Source organism: Ferrimonas senticii DSM 18821 (assembly GCF_000422665.1).
Classification (GTDB): domain Bacteria; phylum Pseudomonadota; class Gammaproteobacteria; order Enterobacterales; family Shewanellaceae; genus Ferrimonas; species Ferrimonas senticii.
Window position 1 is genome coordinate 159,855 of sequence record NZ_KE383900.1, and the last position, 22,643, is coordinate 182,497.

General features: G+C 54.3%; 23 protein-coding genes and 1 tRNA gene. 12 read left to right on the plus strand and 12 right to left on the minus strand.

All coding sequences use genetic code 11. The annotated features are described in order from the left end of the window. The first annotated feature begins 71 nt into the window (after window positions 1–71). Entirely contained in the window at window positions 72–449 is a 378-nt protein-coding gene (locus G506_RS0117485) for a VanZ family protein (protein ID WP_240473453.1), read from the plus strand. Further along, window positions 425–1,306 carry a ketopantoate reductase family protein gene (locus G506_RS0117490; RefSeq protein WP_028118000.1) on the plus strand — a complete coding sequence of 294 codons (882 nt, stop codon included), beginning with the start codon at window positions 425–427 and terminating at the stop codon, window positions 1,304–1,306. The genes G506_RS0117485 and G506_RS0117490 overlap by 25 nt, the downstream gene beginning before the upstream one ends. Here the strand turns inward: G506_RS0117490 and aroG are convergent. Next, window positions 1,303–2,358: a 3-deoxy-7-phosphoheptulonate synthase AroG gene (gene aroG / locus G506_RS0117495; RefSeq protein ID WP_028118001.1), complete on the minus strand. Its 1,056-nt coding sequence runs from the start codon at window positions 2,356–2,358 to the stop codon at window positions 1,303–1,305. The two genes, G506_RS0117490 and aroG, sit on opposite strands and share 4 nt — an antisense overlap. Before the next feature lie 103 nt (window positions 2,359–2,461). Between aroG and G506_RS20125 the strand changes: the two genes are divergently transcribed. Further along, window positions 2,462–3,010 carry a GNAT family N-acetyltransferase gene (locus G506_RS20125; RefSeq protein WP_035387500.1) on the plus strand — a complete coding sequence of 183 codons (549 nt, stop codon included), beginning with the start codon at window positions 2,462–2,464 and terminating at the stop codon, window positions 3,008–3,010. Here the strand turns inward: G506_RS20125 and G506_RS0117505 are convergent. Next, window positions 3,007–3,939, minus strand: a complete 933-nt coding sequence (locus G506_RS0117505; RefSeq protein WP_028118002.1) for a LysR family transcriptional regulator — start codon at window positions 3,937–3,939, stop codon at window positions 3,007–3,009. The two genes, G506_RS20125 and G506_RS0117505, sit on opposite strands and share 4 nt — an antisense overlap. Before the next feature lie 131 nt (window positions 3,940–4,070). On the opposite strand from G506_RS0117505, the gene G506_RS0117510 reads away from it, so the two are divergent. The 4 genes from G506_RS0117510 to G506_RS0117525 are packed head-to-tail and all read left to right on the plus strand — an operon-like array spanning window position 4,071 to window position 6,807. Beyond that, window positions 4,071–4,274: a hypothetical protein gene (locus G506_RS0117510; RefSeq protein ID WP_156904943.1), complete on the plus strand. Its 204-nt coding sequence runs from the start codon at window positions 4,071–4,073 to the stop codon at window positions 4,272–4,274. 3 nt (window positions 4,275–4,277) lie between these two features. Continuing rightward, on the plus strand, window positions 4,278–5,222 hold the full coding sequence (locus G506_RS0117515) for a sodium-dependent bicarbonate transport family permease (protein ID WP_028118004.1): 945 nt from the start codon (window positions 4,278–4,280) through the stop codon (window positions 5,220–5,222). Between the two features lie 5 nt (window positions 5,223–5,227). After that, a complete protein-coding gene (gene purE / locus G506_RS0117520; protein WP_028118005.1) occupies window positions 5,228–5,707 on the plus strand; it encodes a 5-(carboxyamino)imidazole ribonucleotide mutase in 480 nt (159 codons plus the stop codon). Further along, window positions 5,707–6,807: a 5-(carboxyamino)imidazole ribonucleotide synthase gene (locus G506_RS0117525; RefSeq protein WP_035387485.1), complete on the plus strand. Its 1,101-nt coding sequence runs from the start codon at window positions 5,707–5,709 to the stop codon at window positions 6,805–6,807. The genes purE and G506_RS0117525 overlap by 1 nt, the downstream gene beginning before the upstream one ends. A gap of 161 nt (window positions 6,808–6,968) precedes the next feature. On the opposite strand, the gene thiI is transcribed toward G506_RS0117525, so the two are convergent. The 3 genes from thiI to pomA form a co-directional block, all read right to left on the minus strand. After that, on the minus strand, window positions 6,969–8,423 hold the full coding sequence (thiI, locus tag G506_RS0117530; RefSeq protein ID WP_028118007.1) for a tRNA uracil 4-sulfurtransferase ThiI: 1,455 nt from the start codon (window positions 8,421–8,423) through the stop codon (window positions 6,969–6,971). A gap of 134 nt (window positions 8,424–8,557) precedes the next feature. Beyond that, the gene (locus G506_RS0117535; RefSeq protein ID WP_028118008.1) at window positions 8,558–9,493 is read right to left on the minus strand and encodes a flagellar motor protein MotB; all 936 of its coding nucleotides are present in this window, start codon (window positions 9,491–9,493) and stop codon (window positions 8,558–8,560) included. Between the two features lie 5 nt (window positions 9,494–9,498). Continuing rightward, window positions 9,499–10,263, minus strand: a complete 765-nt coding sequence (gene pomA, locus G506_RS0117540) for a flagellar motor protein PomA (protein WP_028118009.1) — start codon at window positions 10,261–10,263, stop codon at window positions 9,499–9,501. A 184-nt stretch (window positions 10,264–10,447) separates the two neighbouring features. Here pomA and xseB point away from each other — a divergent pair, with 184 nt between their 5' ends. Genes xseB through dxs form a run of 3 tightly spaced genes read left to right on the plus strand, consistent with a single transcriptional unit; the run spans window position 10,448 to window position 13,469 of the window. Beyond that, on the plus strand, window positions 10,448–10,684 hold the full coding sequence (gene xseB, locus G506_RS0117545; protein ID WP_028118010.1) for an exodeoxyribonuclease VII small subunit: 237 nt from the start codon (window positions 10,448–10,450) through the stop codon (window positions 10,682–10,684). A 2-nt stretch (window positions 10,685–10,686) separates the two neighbouring features. Then, window positions 10,687–11,574, plus strand: coding sequence for a (2E,6E)-farnesyl diphosphate synthase (gene ispA, locus G506_RS0117550; protein WP_028118011.1), 888 nt, complete (start codon window positions 10,687–10,689; stop codon window positions 11,572–11,574). A gap of 26 nt (window positions 11,575–11,600) precedes the next feature. After that, a complete protein-coding gene (dxs, locus tag G506_RS0117555) occupies window positions 11,601–13,469 on the plus strand; it encodes a 1-deoxy-D-xylulose-5-phosphate synthase (protein ID WP_028118012.1) in 1,869 nt (622 codons plus the stop codon). A gap of 761 nt (window positions 13,470–14,230) precedes the next feature. Here the strand turns inward: dxs and G506_RS0117560 are convergent. Further along, on the minus strand, window positions 14,231–14,860 hold the full coding sequence (locus tag G506_RS0117560; protein WP_051202242.1) for a transglycosylase SLT domain-containing protein: 630 nt from the start codon (window positions 14,858–14,860) through the stop codon (window positions 14,231–14,233). Window positions 14,861–15,230: 370 nt separating this feature from the next. Between G506_RS0117560 and G506_RS0117570 the strand changes: the two genes are divergently transcribed. Then, on the plus strand, window positions 15,231–15,848 hold the full coding sequence (locus tag G506_RS0117570; protein ID WP_028118014.1) for a LysE family translocator: 618 nt from the start codon (window positions 15,231–15,233) through the stop codon (window positions 15,846–15,848). A gap of 314 nt (window positions 15,849–16,162) precedes the next feature. On the opposite strand, the gene gshA is transcribed toward G506_RS0117570, so the two are convergent. The 5 genes from gshA to G506_RS0117595 all read right to left on the minus strand — a co-directional run bounded on the left by gshA (window position 16,163) and on the right by G506_RS0117595 (window position 21,923). Further along, window positions 16,163–17,719: a glutamate--cysteine ligase gene (gene gshA / locus G506_RS0117575; RefSeq protein WP_028118015.1), complete on the minus strand. Its 1,557-nt coding sequence runs from the start codon at window positions 17,717–17,719 to the stop codon at window positions 16,163–16,165. Window positions 17,720–17,786: 67 nt separating this feature from the next. Next, a complete protein-coding gene (locus tag G506_RS0117580) occupies window positions 17,787–20,618 on the minus strand; it encodes a M16 family metallopeptidase (RefSeq protein ID WP_028118016.1) in 2,832 nt (943 codons plus the stop codon). A gap of 34 nt (window positions 20,619–20,652) precedes the next feature. After that, window positions 20,653–21,078, minus strand: a complete 426-nt coding sequence (locus G506_RS0117585; RefSeq protein ID WP_028118017.1) for a YqaA family protein — start codon at window positions 21,076–21,078, stop codon at window positions 20,653–20,655. Next, window positions 21,075–21,503 carry a nitric oxide-sensing transcriptional repressor NsrR gene (gene nsrR / locus G506_RS0117590; RefSeq protein WP_028118018.1) on the minus strand — a complete coding sequence of 143 codons (429 nt, stop codon included), beginning with the start codon at window positions 21,501–21,503 and terminating at the stop codon, window positions 21,075–21,077. Before nsrR ends, G506_RS0117585 begins: the two co-directional genes overlap by 4 nt. 12 nt (window positions 21,504–21,515) lie before the next feature. Next, the gene (locus G506_RS0117595; protein WP_028118019.1) at window positions 21,516–21,923 is read right to left on the minus strand and encodes a hypothetical protein; all 408 of its coding nucleotides are present in this window, start codon (window positions 21,921–21,923) and stop codon (window positions 21,516–21,518) included. A gap of 413 nt (window positions 21,924–22,336) precedes the next feature. Between G506_RS0117595 and G506_RS21050 the strand changes: the two genes are divergently transcribed. After that, window positions 22,337–22,504 carry a hypothetical protein gene (locus G506_RS21050; RefSeq protein WP_028118020.1) on the plus strand — a complete coding sequence of 56 codons (168 nt, stop codon included), beginning with the start codon at window positions 22,337–22,339 and terminating at the stop codon, window positions 22,502–22,504. A gap of 58 nt (window positions 22,505–22,562) precedes the next feature. Here the strand turns inward: G506_RS21050 and G506_RS0117610 are convergent. Then, window positions 22,563–22,639, minus strand: a tRNA-Arg gene (locus G506_RS0117610). Window positions 22,640–22,643: the final 4 nt, after the last annotated feature.

The following is a 22,643-nucleotide window of genomic DNA, read 5'->3' on the forward strand; positions in this document are numbered from 1 at the left end:
TCAATTTCAGTATTCGCATGAGCTTGGCCGCAGGTGACAGCGATCGGCCTTTTTCGTAACATCGAACCATGATGAATTTTGTTATTGCCCCAAACCGCCAACAGCGCCTAATGGCACGGATGCTATTTATGGTTGCCATCGCGGTCACTTCATATTTGGTGTTTTCGCGGCCGGTGCACAGCGGCGTCAGTCTGCCCCATTTTGATAAAGTGATGCACTTCAGCGCGTTTTTTGCTTTAGCGCTGCTGATGCAGATCGCCAGTGGCATCAAACAGCGCTGGCAAATTCTGCTACTGGCCTTGTATGCACTGCTGATTGAAGCAGTGCAATACCATCTGACCTATCGCAGCGCCGAACTACTCGACTTTGCCGCAGATGTTGGCGGTGCCTTGCTGTTCTATGCGCTGTTGCGCGCCCTAAAACTATGCCAGCCCGAATTGCGATCTTAGGCGCAGGTGCCCTTGGGCAGCTGTACGCCGGATTACTTGCCCAAGCGGGGCTCAACCCGCTGCTATTGACCCGCCCTGGTACCCAAGCCAAGGCACAGTGCCATCAACTGCAATGGCTTGATGGCAGCGTCAGCAACCTTGCGCTCGAACATCACCCCAGTGACCAAGCCATTGGCAATATCGACGCCCTATGGGTGCTAACTAAAGCCACCAACGTCGACACTGCCCTGCTGCCGATATTGCAGTGGCTGCCGACCGCTGTGCCGATTGTACTGCTACATAACGGCATGGGGCCGCAGCAGCGCTTGCCCAAACGCTATCCCAATCATCACTGGTGGGCCGGCAGTGTTACCGATGGTGCTGAACGCCTAGGGCCGTATGGCGTAGCCCAACGTGGCGTTGGCCAGCGTCTGGTAGGCCATCTGCAACCACTCACCCAACAGCCGCCGCGGAGCTTGCCTCCGGGCTGCCAGGCGCTGGGATTTCGCTATAGCGATGAGATTGCCGCGGTGCTGTGGCGCAAACTGACGGTTAACGCCATCCTCAATCCGATCTGCACCCGCGAACGGATCTGCAATGGTGAGTTGATCCACTTTGCCGATGAGGTGAACGCCTTGGCTACCGAACTGGCAGCACTGGCGAAAACCTTGGGTTTTGCGGATCGGCCAGCACAAATCAGCCAGCGCGTGCTCGAGGTCGCCAACCGCACCGCCGGCAATCGCTGCTCAACTCTGCAAGATGTGGAGGCCGGCCGGCCAACCGAGATGGCAGCGATCTTAGGCTTTGTGCTTGAAACAGCAAAACGGCAGCGATTATCGCTGCCGTTATTTGAAACGCTATATCAGCCCTATCGCTAGCGCGACATCCGCACCTTGGCCGCCTCAGCTAATTGCGCTAACAACGCTTCGCTGTCCCCCCAACCGAGGCAGCCATCGGTGATGCTCTGGCCGTAAGTCAGCGGCTGGCCGGCAACTAAGTTTTGCCGCCCCTCAACTAAGTGAGACTCGACCATCACCCCTTTGATCGCCGCTTCACCGTCCCGCAACTGCGCGGCGATATCGCTGGCCACATCCAGCTGCCGCTTAAACTGCTTGGCGCTGTTGGCATGACTAAGATCGACCATCACATTGGCAGCCAAACCGGATTGCTGCAGCTCGACGCTGACCGCTTGCACGTGCTCACTGCTGTAGTTGGGCTCGCGACCACCACGCAAAATGATATGACAATCGGAATTGCCTGCAGTGTGGACAATGGCGCTGTGGCCATACTTGGTCACCGACAAGAAGTGGTGCGGAGCATTGGCGGCACGAATGGCATCAATGGCGATACCGGTGCTGCCATCGGTCCCATTTTTAAAGCCAACCGGACAAGACAGCCCTGAGGCTAACTCGCGGTGCACCTGCGATTCGGTGGTGCGCGCACCAATCGCCCCCCAACACATCAGATCCGCCAAGTACTGCGGGGTGATCATATCGAGAAACTCGCCAGCGGTGGGCATGCCACTGTCATTTAACGCCAGCAACAGTTGCCGAGCACTGCGCAAACCGTCATTGATCTGATAGCTGTCGTCCAAGTTAGGATCGTTAATCAGTCCTTTCCAACCTACTGTTGTCCTCGGCTTTTCAAAATAAACCCGCATCACAATCTCCAGCGACTCGGCATATTGCTGCCGCAGTGCCAGCAGTCGCTGACCATACTCCAGTGCCGCTTGTGGATCGTGAATCGAGCAAGGACCAATCACCACCAATAGGCGCGGATCATCGCCCCGCAAAATAGCACTGATGGTGTCCCGCGCTTGCTGCACCGTGTTGGCCGCCGCCTCGCTGGCGGGAAATCGTTCTAGGATCGCCACCGGTGGTAACAGTTCTTTGATCGCTTCAATCCGCAGATCGTCATTGCGGTACGGCATGATGGTCTCCTTGTCTCACCTCGGCCAAACCCCCACGGTAGCAACCTGCGCTGTTGTGGTATAGCTTGGAATGCTACCGTCAAATCAATGGATTGATAACAAAATGAGCGATTCAAACCACCTGATAGTAACCCCACGACTGGCGATGCGCCGGTTTACCCTTGACGACGCCGAAGCGGTGCTGGGGTTTTCAGGCAACACTCAAGTGACCCGCTACACCGGTGATGCCGGGATGGTAAAAACCCTCGAAGATGCAAAGCGTATTATCGAAACCATCTGGTTGGCGGAGTATGCCGAACATGGTTACGCCCGCTACGCGCTGCTAGATAAAGCCCGCGACCGAGTGATCGGCTTTTGCGGTTGGAAGTTTGAGCAAGAAGTAAACCTACCGGATCTGGGCTATCGGCTGCTGCCGCAATATTGGGGCCAAGGCCTCGGGATGGAGGCCGCCAGCGCCGCTATGGTTTATGGCCGCGATACCTTAGGGTTTAGCGAGGTTAGCGCCGAACTGGTGCCAGAAAATCTGGGCTCGAAACGAATTATTGAAAGGCTCGGCTTTACGCTTACCGACCAATACCACTATCGCGGTGGCGGCCTTGATTGTTTGATCAACCGTTATCGTCACAACCTCAAGCACTGGCAAGCACCCTAGCGCATGAGTTCTTGCTGCAGCCGCTGCTTGCCCTCGCCATCGACGTATTCCAAAAACTCAGTCGCCAGCGCGGTTTTGCGTTTGGATCGTGACCACACAAAGAACCAGTGCGAGTCAATCGGCAACTCTCGCACCGGCAACTTCACCAGTCCCGCTTGGCCACCGTAACCCAAGGTATGAGCAGACACGATTGAGATCCCCAATTTTGACATCACCGAGTGCTTAATCGCTTCGTTGCTGTCGATGGTCATTTTTACGTTCAAGCTAACGTCGTGTTTTTTTAGAAACTCCTCCACCGCAAAGCGGGTGCCGGAGCCCTGCTCGCGCATGATAAAAGGTTCGTCCTGCAACTGCTTTAAGGTCACCGGCTTACCGTGGGCCAATGGGTGGCCATCATAGGCGATCGCCACCAATGGGTTGTCCAAAAACTCGATACTGTCGCTGTCACTGTCTTTGGGGGGGTGGCTAAACACATAGAAGTCATCAATCCCGCGCTTCAATCGCTCTAGGGTTTGCTCGCGGTTGCCCACTTTTAGCTGAACATCGATGCCGGGGTAGAGCTCGCAAAAGGGGCCGAGCAAATGGGGAATAAAGTACTGCGAGGTATTCACCACCGCCAAGCGCAAGGTCCCGGTTTTCAGCCGTTTCATATCCCCCAAGGCGCGATCAAGCCGAGCAAAGCTATCCAGCACCTCGACCGCGGTTTTAACCACTTTCATCCCTTCATCGGTAAACACTAAGCGCCGCTGCGAGTGGTGATACAGCGGCACACCGACCGCTTCGGTCAGCTTCTTCATCTGAATAGAGACGGTTGGTTGAGTCAGAAATAGCGCCTTGGCAGCGGCGTTAATACTGCCGTGATCGTGCACCGCCAACAGGATCTCTAGCTGTCGTAAGGTGCCAATATGGGCGTGCAGACGCGAGGTCATTTTTTATCCACTTTTCAGCCTAGATCCAATTGACATAGATAAACATCTATGCAACATCTAGGCAATATCTATTATCGGCTATTCCTGCATCTGTGGATAATGCGTTCATCAAAACCGCAGAGGGGACAACCATGAAACTCAAACAGCTGCAATTTAACCTGCTGGTAAGCATTAGCTTAATTGCCATTGGTTTGTGGGTAAGTCAATTCGCCGCGGTCGGTTCCACCTTAGTGGGTGTGGCAGCTTCCCTTGGCGTTATCAGCTTGCTGAACTACCTACCACAGCGCCGCCTAGCCAAAGCTAAGCTGGCCAGCCATTCCGGTTTGGGGCGCTAAACCATGCAGTTGGATGTCGGTATCGCCTTTTTCGTGTTGGGGCTGCTCGCCACCCTACTGAAATCCAACATTCACTTTCCTAAATCACTGTATCAATCGCTGGTGTTACTGTTAATGCTGGCGATTGGCCTTAAAGGCGGAGTTGCCTTAACCGAGCACGCATCATGGCAACTGCTTGGTGAATCCCTAGCGATTATCGCGCTTGGCCTAGTGCTGCCACTGATCGCTTTTCCCATTCTCAAATACATTGGCGATCTGCCGCGAGTTGATGCTGCTGCCATTGCCGCCCATTACGGCTCAGTCAGTGTTGGCACCTACGCCGTCGCCGTGGCGTTTTTAGAAGCGCAACAGATCCCCTACGAAGCCTACATCCCCCTGTTTGTGGTACTGCTGGAGATGCCCGCCATCGCCGTTGGCATTGCCCTAGCGAAATGGGGCACTAAAGCCGATGACGATAAGGTCAGTAACAAAGCCTTGCTGCATGAAGTACTGTGCAATCAGGGCATGGTACTGATGGTCGGGGCGCTGGCCATCGGTTATCTGGCGGGGGATCAAATCGACCGCATCAGCCCACTGTTCTTCGATCTATTCAACGGCATTTTGGCGCTGTTCCTACTGCAGATGGGGATCACCGCCGCCAGTCGCCTCAACGACATCAAACGGGTCGGCAGCTTTATTGTCGCCTTCGCCATCGCCATGCCGCTGATCGGCGGCCTGCTCGGCGCTCTGCTCAGCATTGCTCTGGGCTTAAGTCAGGGCGGCACCATCTTAGTCGCCATCTTAGGCGCCAGCGCTTCCTACATTGCCGTACCCGCCGCGATGCAGGTAGCGCTGCCGCAAGCCAATCACAGTTTGTCGATCAGCGCCGCCCTAGCGGTGACCTTTCCCTTCAACGTACTTATCGGCATTCCGACCATCACGGTTATCACGCAGCAGTTAATAGGATAAAAACAATGAGACCTCTGAAAGTTGCCATCATTATGGGTTCCCAATCGGATTGGCCAGTGATGAAACACGCCACTACCTTACTGGCGCAGTTCGAGATTGAGTTTGAAGCCCAAGTGATCTCTGCCCATCGCACCCCGCAGCGGTTGGTGGAATTTGCCGAGAATGCCGAACAACAGTTTGATGTGATTATCGCCGGTGCCGGCGGTGCCGCCCATCTGCCGGGGATGACCGCGGCGATGACCAGCCTGCCGGTGGTCGCGGTGCCGGTCACCAGCAAAGCGCTCAACGGCGTTGATAGCCTGCTGTCGATTGTGCAGATGCCCCGTGGTGTCGCCGTCGCCACCCAAGCGATTGGCGAACCGGGCGCGTACAACGCCGGCCTATTAGCAGCGCAGATCTTGGCGACCGGTAACCCAGAACTGCGCCAACGCATCAATCAGTGGCGCAGTCAGCAGACCGCCAGCGTGCCGTTTGAGGTGGAATAATGCGAGTCGCCATAATCGGTTGTGGGCAACTGTCACGGATGATGGCCTTAGCCGGCTTGCCGATGGGGCTAACCTTTAGCTTTGTCGCCGAAGCGGATGAGGACAGCCGTTGTGTCGATGGCTTGGGTGAGGTGATCCGCCGCAGCGAGGCGAGCAGCGCCGCCGAACTGTTCGCGGCACTCGGCAAGCCGCAAGTGATTACCGTTGAGCGCGAGCAGGTAGATATCGAGTTACTACGCCGCTTCAGTAAGTTATGCCCGGTGCATCCCAATCCTGACGCGGTCTATCAGTGCCAGCATCGTGGCCGCGAACGGCAACTGCTGGCCAAAACCGGCATCGATTGCGCGCCCTATCAGCTAGCTCTGCCCGGTGAATTAGCGCAGATGTCCATCCCGCTGCCGGCGGTGATCAAATCCTGCGATGATGGCTACGATGGCAAAAATCAGTGGCGCTTAAAGCAGCCTAAAGACAGCAAGGTGTTCGCCGAGTTACCACGACAGGATGTAGCCTATCTGGTGGAATCTTTTATTCACTTTGACCGTGAACTGTCGCAAGTCTCGGCGCGGGATCGCAACGGCAACATCGTCCACTACCCGCTGGCCGAAAACGTCCACACCCAAGGGATCTTAAGTCATTCGACCGCACCCGCGCCGGATGTTTCAGCGGAACTTGCCCAGCAAGCACAGCGGATGATCAGCACCCTGATGACCGAGATGGACTACGTTGGGGTATTGGCGGTGGAGTGCTTTGCCGTCGGCGACAAGCTGCTGGTAAATGAGCTAGCGCCACGGGTGCATAACAGCGGCCACTGGAGCCAATCCGGCAGCCAAACCTGTCAATTTGAAAATCACCTTCGGGCAATCACCGGCTTGCCGTTGGGCGCCACCGATACCCACGGCGTCACCGGCATGGTCAACTTAATTGGCACCGATGGCGCGCCGCTGGATTCCCTCGACAGTCATAGCCAACTGCACTGGTATGGCAAAACCGTCCGCGCAGGCCGCAAACTGGGGCACATCAATATCAACGCCAGTGGTCATGATGTGCTGCAGCCACAGGTTGTGGCGACTCTGGAGCAGATCAAGCCTGAAGGCGAATAAGCAGTAATTAACTTGCAGTCGTTGGCTATCAGTTAAGAGCAGATAGAAGCGAGCTTGCAGAGCAACAGCTAAGCCAAACGGCAGATACAGCAACGGAGCCCTCACGGCTCCGTTGTCTTATTTCGGCACGCAGCGCACTAAGGCGCCAGATAGCTCAGCCGTTATGGACGATATACTTTAACGTTATCGTGCCCTTGTTCCTTCAAGTACAAGGCTTGCAGCTTGCTCATTACGCCGCGGTCGCAGTACAGCAGGTAGGTCTGTGATTGATCCAACTTAGCGAACTGGCTGCCGAGCTTGAAGAACGGCAGGTGCTGCACTTCTACGCCGTCGATAACCAGTGGCGCTTGCTCCTGCTCTTCTGGAGCACGGATGTCCAACACGATTTCGGTGGCGGTGGCCGCCGCAACGGTGTCGATCTCAACCTTTTCGGTGTTACCGATGTTGGCCAGATCGCGGATGTCGTAGTACTGAGTTTCTTGCACGATACGCTCCACCAGATCATCAGAGAATTTTGCTTCTTCTGCTTCAATCTTAGCCATTACCGCTTTAACGGTCGGTTTTTGCGAGATCACGCCGCAATACTCTGGCATCACTTCGGCATACGGCTGAGTACCAATCTTCTTGGCCAAGTTGATGATGTCTTGCTTGTCCCAGTTGATCAGCGGACGCAGGATCAGCTTTTCAGTGGCACGGTCGATGACATTAAGGTTGGTTAGGGTCTGGGAAGACACCTGACCAATTGCTTCACCGGTCACCAGCGCCGGGATGTCGTAACGCTCGGCCAAGGCACCAGCGACTTTCATCATCATCCGCTTCAGCACCACGCCCATCTGACCGTTGTCGACTTTTTCAAGGATTTCGCCAACCACCGATTCAAACGGCACCGACAGAAAACGCACCTTGTGCGAGCTGCCGTATTTCGACCACAGGTAGTACGCTACCTCTTTAACGCCGCGCTCGTGATCACTGCCGCCCAAGTTGAAGAAACAGAAGTGGGTACGACAACCGCGCTTGATGGTCAAGAAACTGGACACGCCAGAATCGAAGCCGCCAGAGATCAGGCTCAGCACGTCTTCTTGAGTGGCCATTGGCATACCGCCTAAGCCCTCGTGGCGACGCTCTACCAGGTAGGCCAGATCTTCTTCAATCTGAATGTGTACGGTCACATCCGGATTTTTCAGCTTAACGCCGACCGCGTCGGTGTGCTGATTCAAGCCGCCACCCACGTACTTTTCCACATCCAGCGAGCTGAAGTCTTGCTTACCAGAGCGCTTAACGCGAACACAGAAGGTCTTGCCAGCCAAACGCTCAGCAAACGCCAGTTGCGCCGCTTGGTAGATGTCGTCGATGGTTTCGTAACGGTGCTGAGTCACTTCATAGAAGTGGGCAATACCTGGGATCGATTGCAGCGCCTCAACCAACTGGTCGCGCATCGCCTCATCGGCGTGGCGGTTGTTGACCACGATGTGATCCCAGTTAAAGCTAACGGCGGTCTCCTCATCCACTTTGCGCAGCACATTGCGGATGTTAGATACCAACAGTTTGGAGAAACGAACCCGCACCGACTTGGATTTGATCATCACTTCCGGGTGCAGCTTGACAATAAATTTCATGAGGAGCCTGCGACTGCAATATAAAGGCGCGGGAGTATACACCAGCAACGTAAATGCAGCATAGCTGAAAACCGCCGTAGGGTTGCTGCTAGTGTAGCTCGGCTAGGTCAGCGTTGGTTTACGGCGGAAAAGCGTTACTGGGTCACGGCAATCGGTGCGGATTCGTGCGCTTTGCCTTGTTCAATGGCGATCTCTACCCGGCGATTGCGTTTGCGGCCAGTCCAGGTGCCGTTGTCGGCAATCGGATAATACTCAGCCAACCCTTGCACCCGCATGCGGGCTTCATCAAAGCCATCCACCGAGCTCATCTGATGCGCCACCGCCACCGCTCGCTGGCTGGACAGTTCCCAGTTCGAGCCATACAGCTCATTATTGATCTTGCCAGAGTCGGTATGACCGCTGACGGTGATGATCCCCGGCACATCCTTGAGCAGTTCGGCGATTTTATCGATCACCGGTCGAAACTTTGGCTGCAAAAACGCCGAAGCGGCAGGGAAAGCCCCTTGCTCTTGCACCCGAATAATCAGTTGCTGACCTAAGGATTCAATCTCAATCGCCCCATCTTCTATTTGTTCCTGAAGCTCAGCGGCGATCCGCTTGGCTAAGGTATCCTGCTGCTGACCGGCATTGTTGGCATCGCGACTGGCATTGGCTTGCTGTTGGTCCTGTTGCTTGCGGGGCGAATCGGCCCCGCCCTTTTGTGAGGCGTTGCCCTCTTTAGCACCGCCAACTCGGTCTGATTTGCCATCTTGGTAGTGCAAGCTGTTGCGGGTCAATTCGACGGTATGCTGTTGGATCACCTCAATCGGGGTGGGATCCGGACGACCGGGACGAAACTCCATGGCGATCACCGAGGTGCCTTTGGGGATGTCGCTGACCTCAATCCGATTTTGCACTCCAAAGGCGTACTTCATCGAACCGGCTACCTGCTTAAACTTGAGCACATCCATCTCGGAAAACGCCAACAGCAACACGAAGAAGCACATCAACAGCGACATCAGATCGGCGAAGGTTGCCATCCACGCTGGCGAGCCGGCTGATTGTTTCTTTTGCGGCAACTCTAAGCTCATGAAGATTACTCTTTCAGGGCGTCAATGGTGCGGGCTGTCTCTTTGAGGTAGTTCTTCAAAAAGCCCTCAATCACTTTCGGATTCTGGCCATCTTGAATCGCCAGTACCGCATCCATAATCAAGCGGCGATTAAGCATCTCCTCATTCATTCGCAGTTCCAGCTTATCGGCAATGGGCAACGCCATCATATTGGCGATGATAGCCCCGTATAAAGTGGTTAACAGCGCGATCGCCATCGCAGGGCCAATCGATTTCGGATCATCCATGTTGTTGAGCATCGCCACCAAGCCGATTAGGGTACCGATCATCCCCATCGCCGGGGCGATATCCCCAAGTTTACGGAAGATATCAATGCCAACATTGTGACGCTCAATGGTCAGAACGATATCTTTACTAAGGGCACCACGCACCACCTCAGCATCGTGGCCATCCACCAGCAGATCGACCGCTTTTCGCATAAAAGAGTTATTCACCTCCACCTCTTCCAGCGCCAAGAAGCCGCCTTTACGGGCAGAATCGGCCATCGCTACCGCTTGTTCAATCAGATCGTCGGGTTTGTCGATGCGGAACATAAACGCTTTAGCGGCGATCTTTACCGAACCAAAAAATTGGCCGATGTTGAACTTCATCATCACCACAAACAGGGAACCACAAACCACAATCAGCAAACTGGGCACGTTAAAGAAGATGGCTGGGTCGCCACCATCAAACATCGCCATCACTACAAACGCGAAAGCCCCGATAATGCCAATTAATGTCGCTAGATCCACAGCTGCTCCTCACTCACCTTAGACTGCCTCTAAGATCGCCAAATAAAACCGGATATACCTCGGTTATCGGACGTAGGTCAGCCAAGCTTGAGGAATATTTCACAGGCTGGAAGTGGCTCAATTGAATCTATAACGGCAACCAAGTACCTTTGGCGGCCAGAATCAGACGATGGGAATGGCAGAGATGGCCAAGAAACCGGAAAACCTCAGCTTTGAAGAATCCGTGCAGGAGTTAGAGCAGATCGTGGCGCAGCTGGAACAGGGCGAAATTCCACTGGAACAGGCACTTAAACAGTTTGAGCGGGGCATCACCTTGGTGCGCGCCAGCCAGAGCAAACTCGACCACGCCGAACAACAAGTCGCGATTCTGTCACGTAACGATCTCGACGCGCCATTGCTGCCATTTCAAGGCGAGGAATAACCATGCTCGACCGGGCAATTTGCCACTACCAAACTCGGGTCAATAACACCCTAGCCACCATCTTCAATCAACTGCCCATTACCGATGCTAAGCTGCTGGAAGCGATGCGCTACGCGGTGCTGCTGGGCGGCAAACGGGTGCGACCGTTTTTGGTGTACGCCAGCGGCGAGATGCTGGGCGCTAAAACTGAGCATCTGGACGCGCTGGCGGCGGCGGTTGAGTGCATTCACGCGTATTCGCTGGTGCACGACGATCTGCCGGCGATGGACAACGACGCGCTGCGCCGTGGCCAGCCGACGGTTCACATCGCCTTTGATGAAGCCACCGCGATTTTAGCCGGCGACGCCCTGCAAACCTTGGCGTTTGAGATTATCGCCGAGTGCCCACTGCCAGCTTATGCCGAAGCCAATCGCATCAAGATGATTCAGGTATTGGCCAAAGCTTCCGGCTATCAAGGGATGTGCGGTGGCCAAGCGATCGATCTGGCCAGCACTGGCCAGCGTATCGACATCAATAAGCTGACCCAACTGCACCAACTGAAAACCGGCGCGCTGATCCGCAGCGCGGTACAACTTGGGATGTTAGCGGCGCCCAATGGCAGCGCCGAAGAACACGCTTCGTTGGTCGATTACGCTGAAAAAATTGGTCTTGCCTTCCAAGTGCAAGACGACGTGCTCGACATCGTTGGCGACACCGAACAGCTGGGCAAACCGCAGGGCAGCGATCTGGCCGCGGACAAAAGCACCTACCCGGCACTACTTGGTCTCGATGGCGCCCGTGATGTAGCGCAGACTCTCTATCAAGACGCCCTGACAGCGGTCACAAAGTTGCCGTACAATAGTGAACTACTGGAGCAGTTCGCCCGCTATATTATCGAGCGAAATCAATAATTACCCTTGCAAGCGATCAAACCGACATGAGCGACACCTTTACCGATTTTCCTTTGCTAGCTCAAGCTCTTGAGCCAAAGCAACTACGCCAATTGCCGGTCAACCAGTTGGCGCCGCTAGCGGATGAGGTGCGCCAGTTCTTGCTGCGCTCAGTCGGTCGCTCATCCGGTCACTTTGCCTCTGGCCTTGGCACCGTCGAACTGACTGTGGCACTGCACTACGTCTACAACACCCCGTTTGACCGACTGGTGTGGGACGTTGGCCATCAAGCCTACCCGCATAAAATCCTCACCGGCCGTGCAGAGAAGATGCACACCATCCGTCAAAAGGACGGTCTGCACCCATTCCCATGGCGCGAAGAGAGCGAGTACGACACCTTAAGTGTGGGCCACTCCAGCACCTCAATCAGTGCTGCACTGGGGATGGCGATTGCCGCCGATAAAGAGGGTCAAGGCCGCAAGGTGGTGGCGGTAATTGGCGATGGTGCCATCACCGGTGGCATGGCGTTTGAAGCGATGAATCACGCCGGCGATATCCACAAAGATATGCTGGTGATCATCAACGATAACGAGATGTCGATCTCAGAGAACGTTGGCGCGCTCAACAATCACATGGCGCGGATCATGTCGGGCAGCCTATACACCACCATCCGTGAGGGCGGCAAAAAGGTGTTGGCGCACATGCCACCAATCAAAGAGTTGGCTCGCCGCGCCGAAGAGCACCTGAAAGGGATGGTGGTTCCAGGCACCCTGTTTGAGGAGCTTGGCTTTAACTACATCGGCCCAATTGACGGCCACGATGTCGAAGGCTTGGTGTCGACGTTGAGCAACATGCGCAACCTGAAAGGGCCGCAGATCCTGCACGTGATGACCAAAAAGGGCAAAGGCTATGCCCCAGCAGAGCAAGATCCGATCACCTATCACGCGGTGCCGAAGTTCAACCCAGAACTGTTTAAGCTACCAAAAGACAAACCGGGTCAGCCGACCTTCTCCAAAGTGTTTGGCGATTGGCTGTGTGATATGGCCGAGCAAGATCCAACCTTGATGGCGATCACCCCAGCGATGCGCGAAGGTTCCGGCATGGTCGAGTTCTCGCAGCGCTTCCCAGAGCAATACTTCGACGCCGCGATTGCCGAACAACACGCGGTAACCCTGGCGACCGGTTTTGCCTGTGAGGGCTTAAATCCGGTGGTGGCGATCTACTCCACCTTCCTGCAGCGCGGTTACGACCAGTTGATCCACGACGTGGCGATCATGAACTTGCCGGTGCTGTTTGCCATCGACCGTGGTGGTCTGGTGGGCGCCGACGGTCAAACCCACCAAGGGGCGTTTGATCTGTCGTTCCTGCGTACCGTGCCAAACATGACCATCATGGCGCCAGCGGATGAAAACGAATGTCGGCAGATGCTGTACACCGGCCACAAGCTGCAAAGCCCTGCGGCAGTGCGTTACCCGCGCGGTAACGGCATCGGCGTGCCATTGGAACAAGAGATGACCGCAATGCCGATCGGTAAAGCGGAGATCCGCCGTCAAGGTAACAGCGGTATCGCCATCTTCAGCTTCGGCACCATGATTGGTTACGCGCTTGAAGCCGCCGAGCAGCTAGACGCTACCGTGGTTAACATGCGCTTTGTGAAGCCGCTGGATCACGACATGGTGAAGCAGATTGTGGAAAGCCACGATAAGCTGATCACCCTGGAAGAGAACGCCATCATGGGCGGCGCTGGCAGTGCGGTAATCGAATCGATGATGGCCCAAGGCTTGGCCAAGCCAGTGCTGCAGCTAGGGTTGCCAGATCGCTTTATTGAGCAAGGCACTCAAGAGGAGATGCATACGGTACTGGAGATCGACGGCCCCGGCATTATCAAGCGCGCCAGCGAGTTCTTTAAGCTGTAATGCCAGCAGCTTAAATTCACCAAGCCCCGCCATTGCGGGGCTTGGTTTTTTATCGCATAACGTGGCAATAAAGTTGGTAGTGATTAGTTAGCCGTGAGCGGTAACAGCAAGATCGTCGGTGATCGCCAATTTCTATCTCCTTCTTTCATAGCTGTAAGCCTCCGGCGGGAAAGGGTTTCACCCTTTTCAATCCCAAATGCCTCCAACACGGCGATACCCCTTCGCTCCTTGCGCTGCTCCTTTCGGCACTGCGCGGATGCATCGTCCCTGACTTAGCCGCGCACTTCGGCCATCCATGGCCTACGGCCTCAATGCGCAGCACACCACTCAGCGCCGCGAGTCGGCCAAAGCCCATTGGCGCAACCGTCATCTATAAATTGCATTGGTTGCGCATTCGATAACGGTGATTTGAAGTGCTTTTAGCCGACTTGTTGACGCCGAGTAAAACCGCAAACGCAGCGGCAAGCCGAGGGCAGGATGCCCGAGAGGCCCGTGAAGGCAGGGATGCCGCCTCGGGCCGATGCTGCCGCAAAGTGCGGTGAGAACGAGGGGCTTTCGTCAACCTTGGAGGCGTAGGGGAATCCAAAGGGCGCAGCCCTTGGCCGCCGGAGGCAAAAGCAACGAAGTACAGCGATGCTATAAAAAATCGAAACACCGACCTGCCAACCAACAATCCCGAGAACGCGTTCTCGGCTACGATTCAATTGACGGCCGTAGCTCTTACCTAACCACTGATAACTAAAAACTGCCGTTAACTGCGATTAACCAAAGAACAACCGCCACAGCCAGCCACGGGAGAGATCCTTTTCGCAGCTACGGAACTGGGCGGCATAGCGTTTAGCGCGGGCATCGACTTTACGCGCCACTGGCGGCAGCCACGCTTTGCCACGATAGGTACCGCGCTTATAGCCACCCCAACCTTCGTGGTAATTCAGGTACTGAGCATAGGCATCCCACTTGGAAACACCATTGATCTTGTTGGTTTTATAGATAAACCAGCCCATAAAATCGTGGGCGTCATCAAAGTCATCACGATCGGCCCAGCCATTGCCAGTTTCCCGTTGGTAGTCTTCCCATGTCAGCGTTTTAGCCTGAGCGTAACCGTAAGCGCTCGAGGCTCGGCCATAAGGGATAAACCCAAGGAAGTAACGCATCGGTGGCGCGGCGTTATGCCGGAACGAACTCTCTTGATACATCATCGCCATCGGCACATGCACCGGTACGCCCCACTTCTCTTTGGTGTTGATCGCCGCGTGGTACCAATCGCGATTTTCCTCAAAGATGGCGCACAGGTTTTCAGGATTACGCGGCGGCGGTGTGGCGCAGCCAGACAAGCTAACGATAAGCCCGATCCCCAGCCCAACCTGTAACAAATGACGCAGATAACTCATTGGCGATAAAAGAGAATTAAAAATAAGAAAAAAATTTTGCCTGTTTCAGGAACTAAATAAAAGAGACTGTGGTCATAACTAGCGAACCGAATACATCAAGTTCATCATCATTATCCTCCAATTAGCGAGCATCAACCGGGCAGGGGTGAGCTCGCTTTTTTTTTTACCCCATTGGTTGTAGTCATTCCCAGCGTTCACAATCAAGCACCAAAGCGTGATACGCATCACCCACCACAAACCAAATTCGAGCGGTTGATCATGGCAATGAGATTTGCCAGCAAATTAGATGAAAAGTTGGCCTGCGGCCACTTTACAGCCTGCGGTGACACTGCTTAAATGCGCGGCTTCGTTTCCACATCAGCAACAACCTATGTCATTAGAGCTGTATCTGGTCTATCTGCTGACCATCGTGGTGCTGCTTGCAGCCCCTGGTCCCATGACCTTAATGACCCTGTCTACCAGTGTCCGCTATGGCTACGGTAAAGCCCTATATACGGTATTTGGCTCTAACCTTGCTGGCCTGATTGTGATGGGCTTATCCGCCGCTGGCGTTGGTGCCCTACTGCAACAGCAACCGATGTTGTTCGAGATGATGAAGCTGGCTGGTGCCGGTTATCTAATTTGGTTGGGGATCAGCGCTTGGCGCGCCAAAGTCGGCGATTGCAGTTGCAACACCTTTGCCGAGCAAGAGTGCCACTCTGGGGGATTGTTCTTTAAAACCCTGACCATCGGCCTTAGCAACCCCAAAGGATTGATCTTCTTTGCCGCACTGTTTCCGCAGTTTATTACCCAAGACCAGCCATTAGCGCCGCAACTGGGGATCCTCTGCGCCAGCTTTACGGTGGTGGATTTTATTATCCTAAACTTGGTCGCCCTTGGTGGCTGCAAGCTGGCCAACCGTTTAGCGGAACCACAGTCGCAACGGCGCTTTAACCGCGCTTGTGCGGTGGTGTTCCTCGCCCTCGGTGGCTCAGTCGCCATTGCTTAAGCGGCGCAATAGAAAACGCCCGAGTCATCGACTCGGGCGTTTTTGTCTGCGTTATTTCTAGGGCGTGTTGACGTTTGGTGTTTAGAATTTGGTCGAGGATAGCGGCTGTCAATCGAGGATTGCGATTGAAGGCATAGTGGCTCTACGTCGAAATCGTATGACGAAGAGTGACGGCCGCTAGTCTGGCCCTGCAAGGCGCCCCTCAGTGGCCACGAAACAGCAAAACGAACCGACCAAGTTCAATTTGCTGTCAAAAGTGGCCAATAATGGGCGCAAAAATATTCGGCAAAGGTCAACACGCCCTACGTTGAAGGCTAGCGTTGCTGCGCTTCGAAGTAGTTGGCTAAGAACTCATCAAAGCTGCCAGTGTCCGCCTCTTCAATCTCCACCTGCTTACGATGGGAATCACAGACGGAGCTGACCAACTGCGCTTCGGTAAGCAACTGGTAATCTCGCTCTAACAGTTGCTGACGGTGCTGTCGTGCCAACTCACAAGCCCAGTGACCATGACCAGCTTCCAGACTCTCACGCAGTACCCGCGCTGATAGGGTTTGCTCCGGATCGTTGACCGCCCCCTGCCATTGCGCTAAGGCGTCGCTGTAACGACTGTCACCATTGGCTTTATCAAGCACCTTAGCCACTTGTTGCCAGCGGCCAAACAGCTCGGTTAGCCAATCACTGAGTAACCGTGGTTGACCTTGGCACTGCAGCACCTTGCCCGGGCGCCGACCATCGAGCACCACCGCATCGAAGTTGGCGGCGTTCTCATCAACGTCAGTCGCCGTCAGCGGCGCCGAACGCTCGAGCAAACCATCCATCAAGAACAGATCCAACAGCAGCACTTGGTCTCGTTCAATCCCTACCGCTGAGAATGGATTGACATCCAGCGCCCGCACTTCAACGTACTCCACCCCACCACGGGCCAACGCCTGCGTCGGAGTTTCACCGGTGTGGATCACTCGCTTCGGCCGGATCGAGGCATACAGTTCGTTTTCGATCTGCAGCACATTGCTGTTGAGCTGTACATACTCACCATCGATCTTAACGCCAAATTGGGCGTACTCCTCGGAAGGCACACTGATGGCGTGGCGCAGATCACGGACGTATTCATCGATGCTATTAAGGCTGACCTTAAGCGCATCTTGGGCAGTATTGGTGTAGCCCAAATCGCTCATCCGCAATGAGGTCGCGTACGGCAGATAGAGGGTATTGCCCGCTTCGGTAAAGGCCAGGTCACTGCTGTTCTCTTTTAAGAACGACTTACACAACGATGGCGAGGCACCAAACAGGTACGCCAGCACCCACACATGACGGCGGTAGTGACGCAGCAACGAAAAGTAGCGGTCACTGATGTCGGCATGATCTTCTGGATTAACCCCAAGTGCCGGCCACAGGGCGCTTGGCACTGAGAAGTTAAAATGAATACCGGCGATCGCCTGCATCTTCGAGCCATAACGATGGTGTAAGCCGATGCGGTAAGTGGTTTTCATCTTACCGATGTGCGAGTTGCCGTACTGAGCAATCGGGATCGACTGATCAGGATCGATAAAACAGGGCATCGACAACGGCCACAGACGCTGTTCACCGATATTTTTCAGAACAAAGCTGTGGGTATCCGCCAAGTGCTGCAGCAGTTGATCGGGATCTTGATAAACCGGGGTGATCAACTCCAGCAACGATTCGCTGAAATCGGTGGTGATCCACGGATGAGTCAACGCCGAACCAAGAGCGCTAGCGTGAGGGTCTTGAGCCAACAGGCAGTTGGCCTCAATCCGCAAAGTTTCCCGCTCAATCCCACGGTTGAGCTGGGTCAAGGCATCGTGCCATTGGGGCTGCTCGAGGGTGGCGAGGGCCTGATTAAAGTCGCTCAATCCAATTCTCTTTATTCAAAAACGAAAGGGTGGCATGGCCACCCTTTGTTAAAGCCAATGTTGTATTCTACAGCTCAATAACGTCATAGCCTAACTGCTGTAACGATTCTAAGTTAGTTTGCTTGTCACCGACCACCAAGATACTCATCTGTGACAGATCCAGTTGATCTGCCGCAAGCTGGTTAAGCTCCTCGGCGCTGATGTCGGCAATGATCTTGCCCTGCTCGGTAACGTAATCGTCCGCTAAACCGTAACGCTGAATATTGCCGATAAAGCGCGCCTTTTGCCCTGGGGTTTCAAATTTCAGCGCATCACGCTGACTGATCGACGCCTTTAGGAAGGCCAGCTCATCGGCGCTGATCCCCTGCTCGCGGTAGCGCTTAATTTCAGTTAAGAACTCTTGCACTGCCGCGGCAGTAACATCACTGCGAACATCGGCACCAGCGTAAAACACCCCGAGCTCTGGACCACCGTTAAAGCCGGAACGGGCCCCATAGGTATAGCCCTTATCTTCACGTAGGTTGAGATTAATCCGGCTATTGAAGGCACCGCCCAACGGGTAGTTCATCAAATAGCTTCGGAAATACTCACCGGTCGCATCGTACTTATTGGCGCGCTTACCGATGCGGATCACCGATTGCGCCGCACCCGGCTTATCCAGCAGATAGATTTTCGGCTCGATGATTGGCAGCGGCTTAAGCGGTGGTAGCGGCGTTGCCTCGCCCTGCCATGGTTCTAACACCGCCAGTTTTGCCAGCAGCTGCGATTGCGGCAGATCCGACACGGTCACCACTGACGCCGCGCCCGCGTTAAATTGCTGCTGATAGAACGCCTTTACGTCCTCTAGGGTGAGTTTTTCCACGCTTTGCAGAGTGCCGATGGACGGCTGCCCTTTAATGTTATCGGCGCCGTACATCAATTTCGCCCAAGCCGCACCCGCCATCGCTTCTGGCTGCTTCTCATTTTGCTTAATGCTTTGCAATTGTCGGCTTTTCACTCGGGTAAAATCGGCTTCGGTAAAGCCGTTGTGCCACAGGCGCTGTTCCAATAGCTTCAAGGTAGCATCGAGATTACGGGTTAAACTGCTGACCGAAACAAAAGTACGGTAGTCGCTGCTGCTGACGCTGATCCGCGAACCAAGCTTTTCCAGCTGTTGGGCAAACTCTGCGGTGCTTAAGGTCTTAGTCGATTCCGCCATCATCGCGGCGGTCAAACTGGCGAGGCCAGCTTGCTGTGGCGACAGCAACCGGTTACCGCCCTCCAGCGCAATCAAGATCTCGGTGGTTGGGGTTTCCAACGATTGGGTGCCAATCACCTCAATGCCGTTGGCCAGAGATTGGCGCCATAGGGTTGGTAGTTCAATGCTCGGATTATCCCCGGCGCTCGGCACTTGGCTGCGATCGAAGTTGTCACTGATCGCTTTAGGATTAGGATCCATTCCCAGACTGGTCATATCTGGAGTAATTGCCGCCGGTTGCCAGTTGTCGGCCTTAGCGATCAGCTCGGTTTTGCCCTCGGGCACCACACTCATGATCACCGCCGGTTTGCCTTTGATGTAGGTATCAAACACCCGCTGGACATCAGCGGCGGTGACCTTGTTGTAACGTTCGAGATCTGCGGCAATCAGGTCGGGCTGGTCAAAGAAAGTCTGGTTATAAGCCAAGGTGCTGACCTTGCCACTGACGCTTTGCAGGCCGTACAAGGTGCTGGCTTCGTTGGCGACTTTGGCCTTGTTGAGATCATCCTCGGTGACGCCACGGCGCTCAAATTCGGCGATGGAATCACGCATGATTCGTTCAATCTGAGCCAAATTAAGGTTCTTAGCGGGGTTCGCCATCGCCATAAAACCCATCTCACAGGCCAACTCGCGGCATGGGTGGAATACCTGCGCTTGTACCGCATAACCTTCAGCAACCAAGTTCTTATAGAAGATTGAGGTCTTACCGCCGCCAATGATCTTCGCCAGCAGATCCAGCGCCGGTTCATCCTCGTGGCGGGCATAAACGGTTGGCATGCTCATAAACAGCAGCGGCAGATGGACCCGATCTTCCATCGAGATATAACGGTCGCCATCCAACGTTGTCGGTTGCTTAGGCGCATCCGCCACCTCTGGCCCCATTGGAATGCTGCCAAAGTATTTGTTCACCCACGCCAAGGTTTGCGCTTCATCGATATCACCGCCGATGGTCAAAGTGGCGTTATTAGGGCCATACCAACGCTGAAAGAACTGGCGCAGATCGGCGACTCTGCCGCGATCCAGATCCTCCATCCAGCCAATCACCGGCCATGAATAAGGATGTCCCGGCGGGTACATAGCTTGGCCAACTCGTTCCCACAGTCGCCCATAAGGCTGATTATCCACTCGCTGACCGCGTTCGTTTTTAACGGTTTCCCGCTGTACTTCAAAGGCTTGCTCAGTTACCGCCGGCAGCAGAAAGCCCATCCGATCGGCTTCCAGCCACAGCATTTTCTCTAGCTGATTACGCGGTACGGTTTGGTAGTAGTTGGTGCGATCGCTGTTGGTGGTGCCATTTAAGGTGCCACCAGATTCGGTGACGATCTTAAAGTGCTGTTCGTCGGCTACGTTCTCAGAGCCTTGGAACATCATGTGCTCAAAGAAGTGAGCAAACCCCGATTTGCCTAGCTGTTCGCGGGCGGAACCCACGTGGTAAGTGACATCCACATGCACCAAGGGATCGGAGTGATCGGGACTAAGCACCACAGTCAGGCCATTGGCCAGTTGGTATTTTTTGTAAGGGATGTGGATTGCTGCGGTTTCGCCACTTTGTTCAATCAAAGTGACGCCTTGAGGCAGCGCGGCGGTCGGCGTAGAAGAGCAACCACTGAGGGTTAAAGCGGAACCAAGAGCAATGGCAACCAAGGAAAGGCGTAGGCGCATAACAACTCCATGTTGTTTTAAGCAATATAGCCGGCTAGATCACCGCCAATGTTGCTGCGCACAGCACCCCGTAGCGGCAACACTTGCCGATGAATATCAACAGACTACTGAATAACAATGGAAAACGAAACCAACCGGCCAACAGTGGAATGGCATCGCCAATCAGCGGCAACCACGCCAGCAACAGCGACCATTTACCATAGCGTTCAATCAAAGATAACGCTTTGGTCGCTTTGCCTTGCAAAAGTTCCGTCGGGGATTTGCTTTGATGAAACCAGCGCCCAAGGGCGTAACTGGTAAGTGAGCCTAAGGTATTACCAATCGTGGCGATCAGCAGTAATGACAACCATTGGCTTGGGGATTGGTTGAGCAGATAGACCAACACCGCCTCCGAGCCACCGGGGGCAAGGCTGGCCGAAATAAAGGCGGCGATAAACAGCCCCGAAAGGCTGTAACTCATTCAGGCTTAAACAGCGCCAGCAGCTCTTTACGGTGTGGCGCCAGCATATCGGCCAAGGTGTAGCCGTCTAAGGTAGACAAAAACGCGTCACCGGCTTCGGCCAACACGTTTTTCAGTTTACAGGCTGGCACAATGTGACAAAACGGGTTGGAGCAATCCACCAATTTCAGGGGCTCTAACGCCCGCACCACATCGCCCAGAATAATCTCTTCTGGCTTTTTACCCAGCTTGATGCCGCCATTTTTACCGCGAATGGTGGTAACAAAACCGGCATGACCAAGTTTATTGATCACTTTCACCATGTGATTACGGGATACGCCATACACGTCAGTCACCTTGCTGATGCTGGTTAGCTCCCCTTCTGGCAAAGTGCCGAGGTAAAGCAGTGCCCGAAAAGCAAAATCACTAAAGCTGGTTAATTGCACGGTGGCTCCCAATCAGTAAGCAGAGCTGCGGCAGCTCTTAGCGGTAATGGTTTGTGTTGGCGGGGCGTTTTCCCCTTGATATTGATGACGGTATATCAACCCGGCGTCAAGACGCTGCCGATAGTAACTGCTGGTGCAGTACTGCTGCAGCATCTGTTGCTGCTGATGTTCAACCACCGCAGCGTAATCATTGCTGATGGTCGTCGGCAATGCGCGGTAGTGGAAGGTCATCACCCCAAAGCGATAGTCCGCTTTAATAAATTGCAGATTCTGACTTTGGCCAATACCACCATTAAGTTCAACCACCAACTGTCGCGATTCTTGTTCTAACGACTGTGGCAGAGTGATGGCTGCGCAGCCGGTTAGCTGCGATCCGCTGGACAGTAACACTGCGGCGAAGGTAACAAATCTGTATGACATCGCTGAAAAGAACAAAATTCATTCAGCTCCAGTTTACCTGCTTCACCCGATCACTTTTGTGATCATATCGAGGCTTCGCCGCCGTAAGATCGCTATGCCTTGATAACGGCCACCATTGGCAAGTAACTAGGGCGTGCTGACTTTTGTCGTATGTTTTTGCGCCCATCATCGGCCATTTTTAATGCCAAATTAGACTTGCTTAATCAATTTGACTGTTCATTAATCACCGAAGGGCGCCTGGCAGGGTCGGACTAGCGGCCGTCACTCTTCGTCATGCGATTTCGACGTAGAGCCACTATGCCTTCAATCGCAATCCTCGATTGAAGGCCGCTATTCTCGACCAAATTCCGAACACCAAACGTCAACACGTCCTAAAGAATCCACTAAAGTCGTTAAAAACTAGGAGAATTAAGATGATAGCTAGGCTGTTCCTAATTCCCATCGTCCTTTGCCTGCTGTGGACCGCTTATCTGCACATCAACGGCTTCGCGTTATCCAAAGGCAAGCAAGGTTACCTTTACATCATCAGCTTTAGCGCGGCGATCTTAGCTTTTATGACGCTGATGCTGTGGTTAACCTAACCGATGGAGCGCAGATGCAAAAAACCCAGCCAAAGGCTGGGTTTTTTGTCTTAAATAATGGCGCGCTCGGGAGGATTCGAACCTCCGACCGCCTGGTTCGTAGCCAGGTACTCTATCCAGCTGAGCTACGAGCGCGCAG

Coding starts and splice junctions, on each gene's coding strand:
- G506_RS0117485 (WP_240473453.1), top strand. CDS start 72: ATGAATTTTGTTATTGCCCCAAACCGCCAACAGCGCCTAATGGCACGG.
- G506_RS0117490 (WP_028118000.1), top strand. CDS start 425: ATGCCAGCCCGAATTGCGATCTTAGGCGCAGGTGCCCTTGGGCAGCTG.
- aroG (WP_028118001.1), bottom strand. CDS start 2,358: ATGCCGTACCGCAATGACGATCTGCGGATTGAAGCGATCAAAGAACTG.
- G506_RS20125 (WP_035387500.1), top strand. CDS start 2,462: ATGAGCGATTCAAACCACCTGATAGTAACCCCACGACTGGCGATGCGC.
- G506_RS0117505 (WP_028118002.1), bottom strand. CDS start 3,939: ATGACCTCGCGTCTGCACGCCCATATTGGCACCTTACGACAGCTAGAG.
- G506_RS0117510 (WP_156904943.1), top strand. CDS start 4,071: ATGAAACTCAAACAGCTGCAATTTAACCTGCTGGTAAGCATTAGCTTA.
- G506_RS0117515 (WP_028118004.1), top strand. CDS start 4,278: ATGCAGTTGGATGTCGGTATCGCCTTTTTCGTGTTGGGGCTGCTCGCC.
- purE (WP_028118005.1), top strand. CDS start 5,228: ATGAGACCTCTGAAAGTTGCCATCATTATGGGTTCCCAATCGGATTGG.
- G506_RS0117525 (WP_035387485.1), top strand. CDS start 5,707: ATGCGAGTCGCCATAATCGGTTGTGGGCAACTGTCACGGATGATGGCC.
- thiI (WP_028118007.1), bottom strand. CDS start 8,423: ATGAAATTTATTGTCAAGCTGCACCCGGAAGTGATGATCAAATCCAAG.
- G506_RS0117535 (WP_028118008.1), bottom strand. CDS start 9,493: ATGAGCTTAGAGTTGCCGCAAAAGAAACAATCAGCCGGCTCGCCAGCG.
- xseB (WP_028118010.1), top strand. CDS start 10,448: ATGGCCAAGAAACCGGAAAACCTCAGCTTTGAAGAATCCGTGCAGGAG.
- ispA (WP_028118011.1), top strand. CDS start 10,687: ATGCTCGACCGGGCAATTTGCCACTACCAAACTCGGGTCAATAACACC.
- dxs (WP_028118012.1), top strand. CDS start 11,601: ATGAGCGACACCTTTACCGATTTTCCTTTGCTAGCTCAAGCTCTTGAG.
- G506_RS0117560 (WP_051202242.1), bottom strand. CDS start 14,860: ATGAGTTATCTGCGTCATTTGTTACAGGTTGGGCTGGGGATCGGGCTT.
- G506_RS0117570 (WP_028118014.1), top strand. CDS start 15,231: ATGTCATTAGAGCTGTATCTGGTCTATCTGCTGACCATCGTGGTGCTG.
- G506_RS0117580 (WP_028118016.1), bottom strand. CDS start 20,618: ATGCGCCTACGCCTTTCCTTGGTTGCCATTGCTCTTGGTTCCGCTTTA.
- G506_RS0117585 (WP_028118017.1), bottom strand. CDS start 21,078: ATGAGTTACAGCCTTTCGGGGCTGTTTATCGCCGCCTTTATTTCGGCC.
- G506_RS0117595 (WP_028118019.1), bottom strand. CDS start 21,923: ATGTCATACAGATTTGTTACCTTCGCCGCAGTGTTACTGTCCAGCGGA.
- G506_RS21050 (WP_028118020.1), top strand. CDS start 22,337: ATGATAGCTAGGCTGTTCCTAATTCCCATCGTCCTTTGCCTGCTGTGG.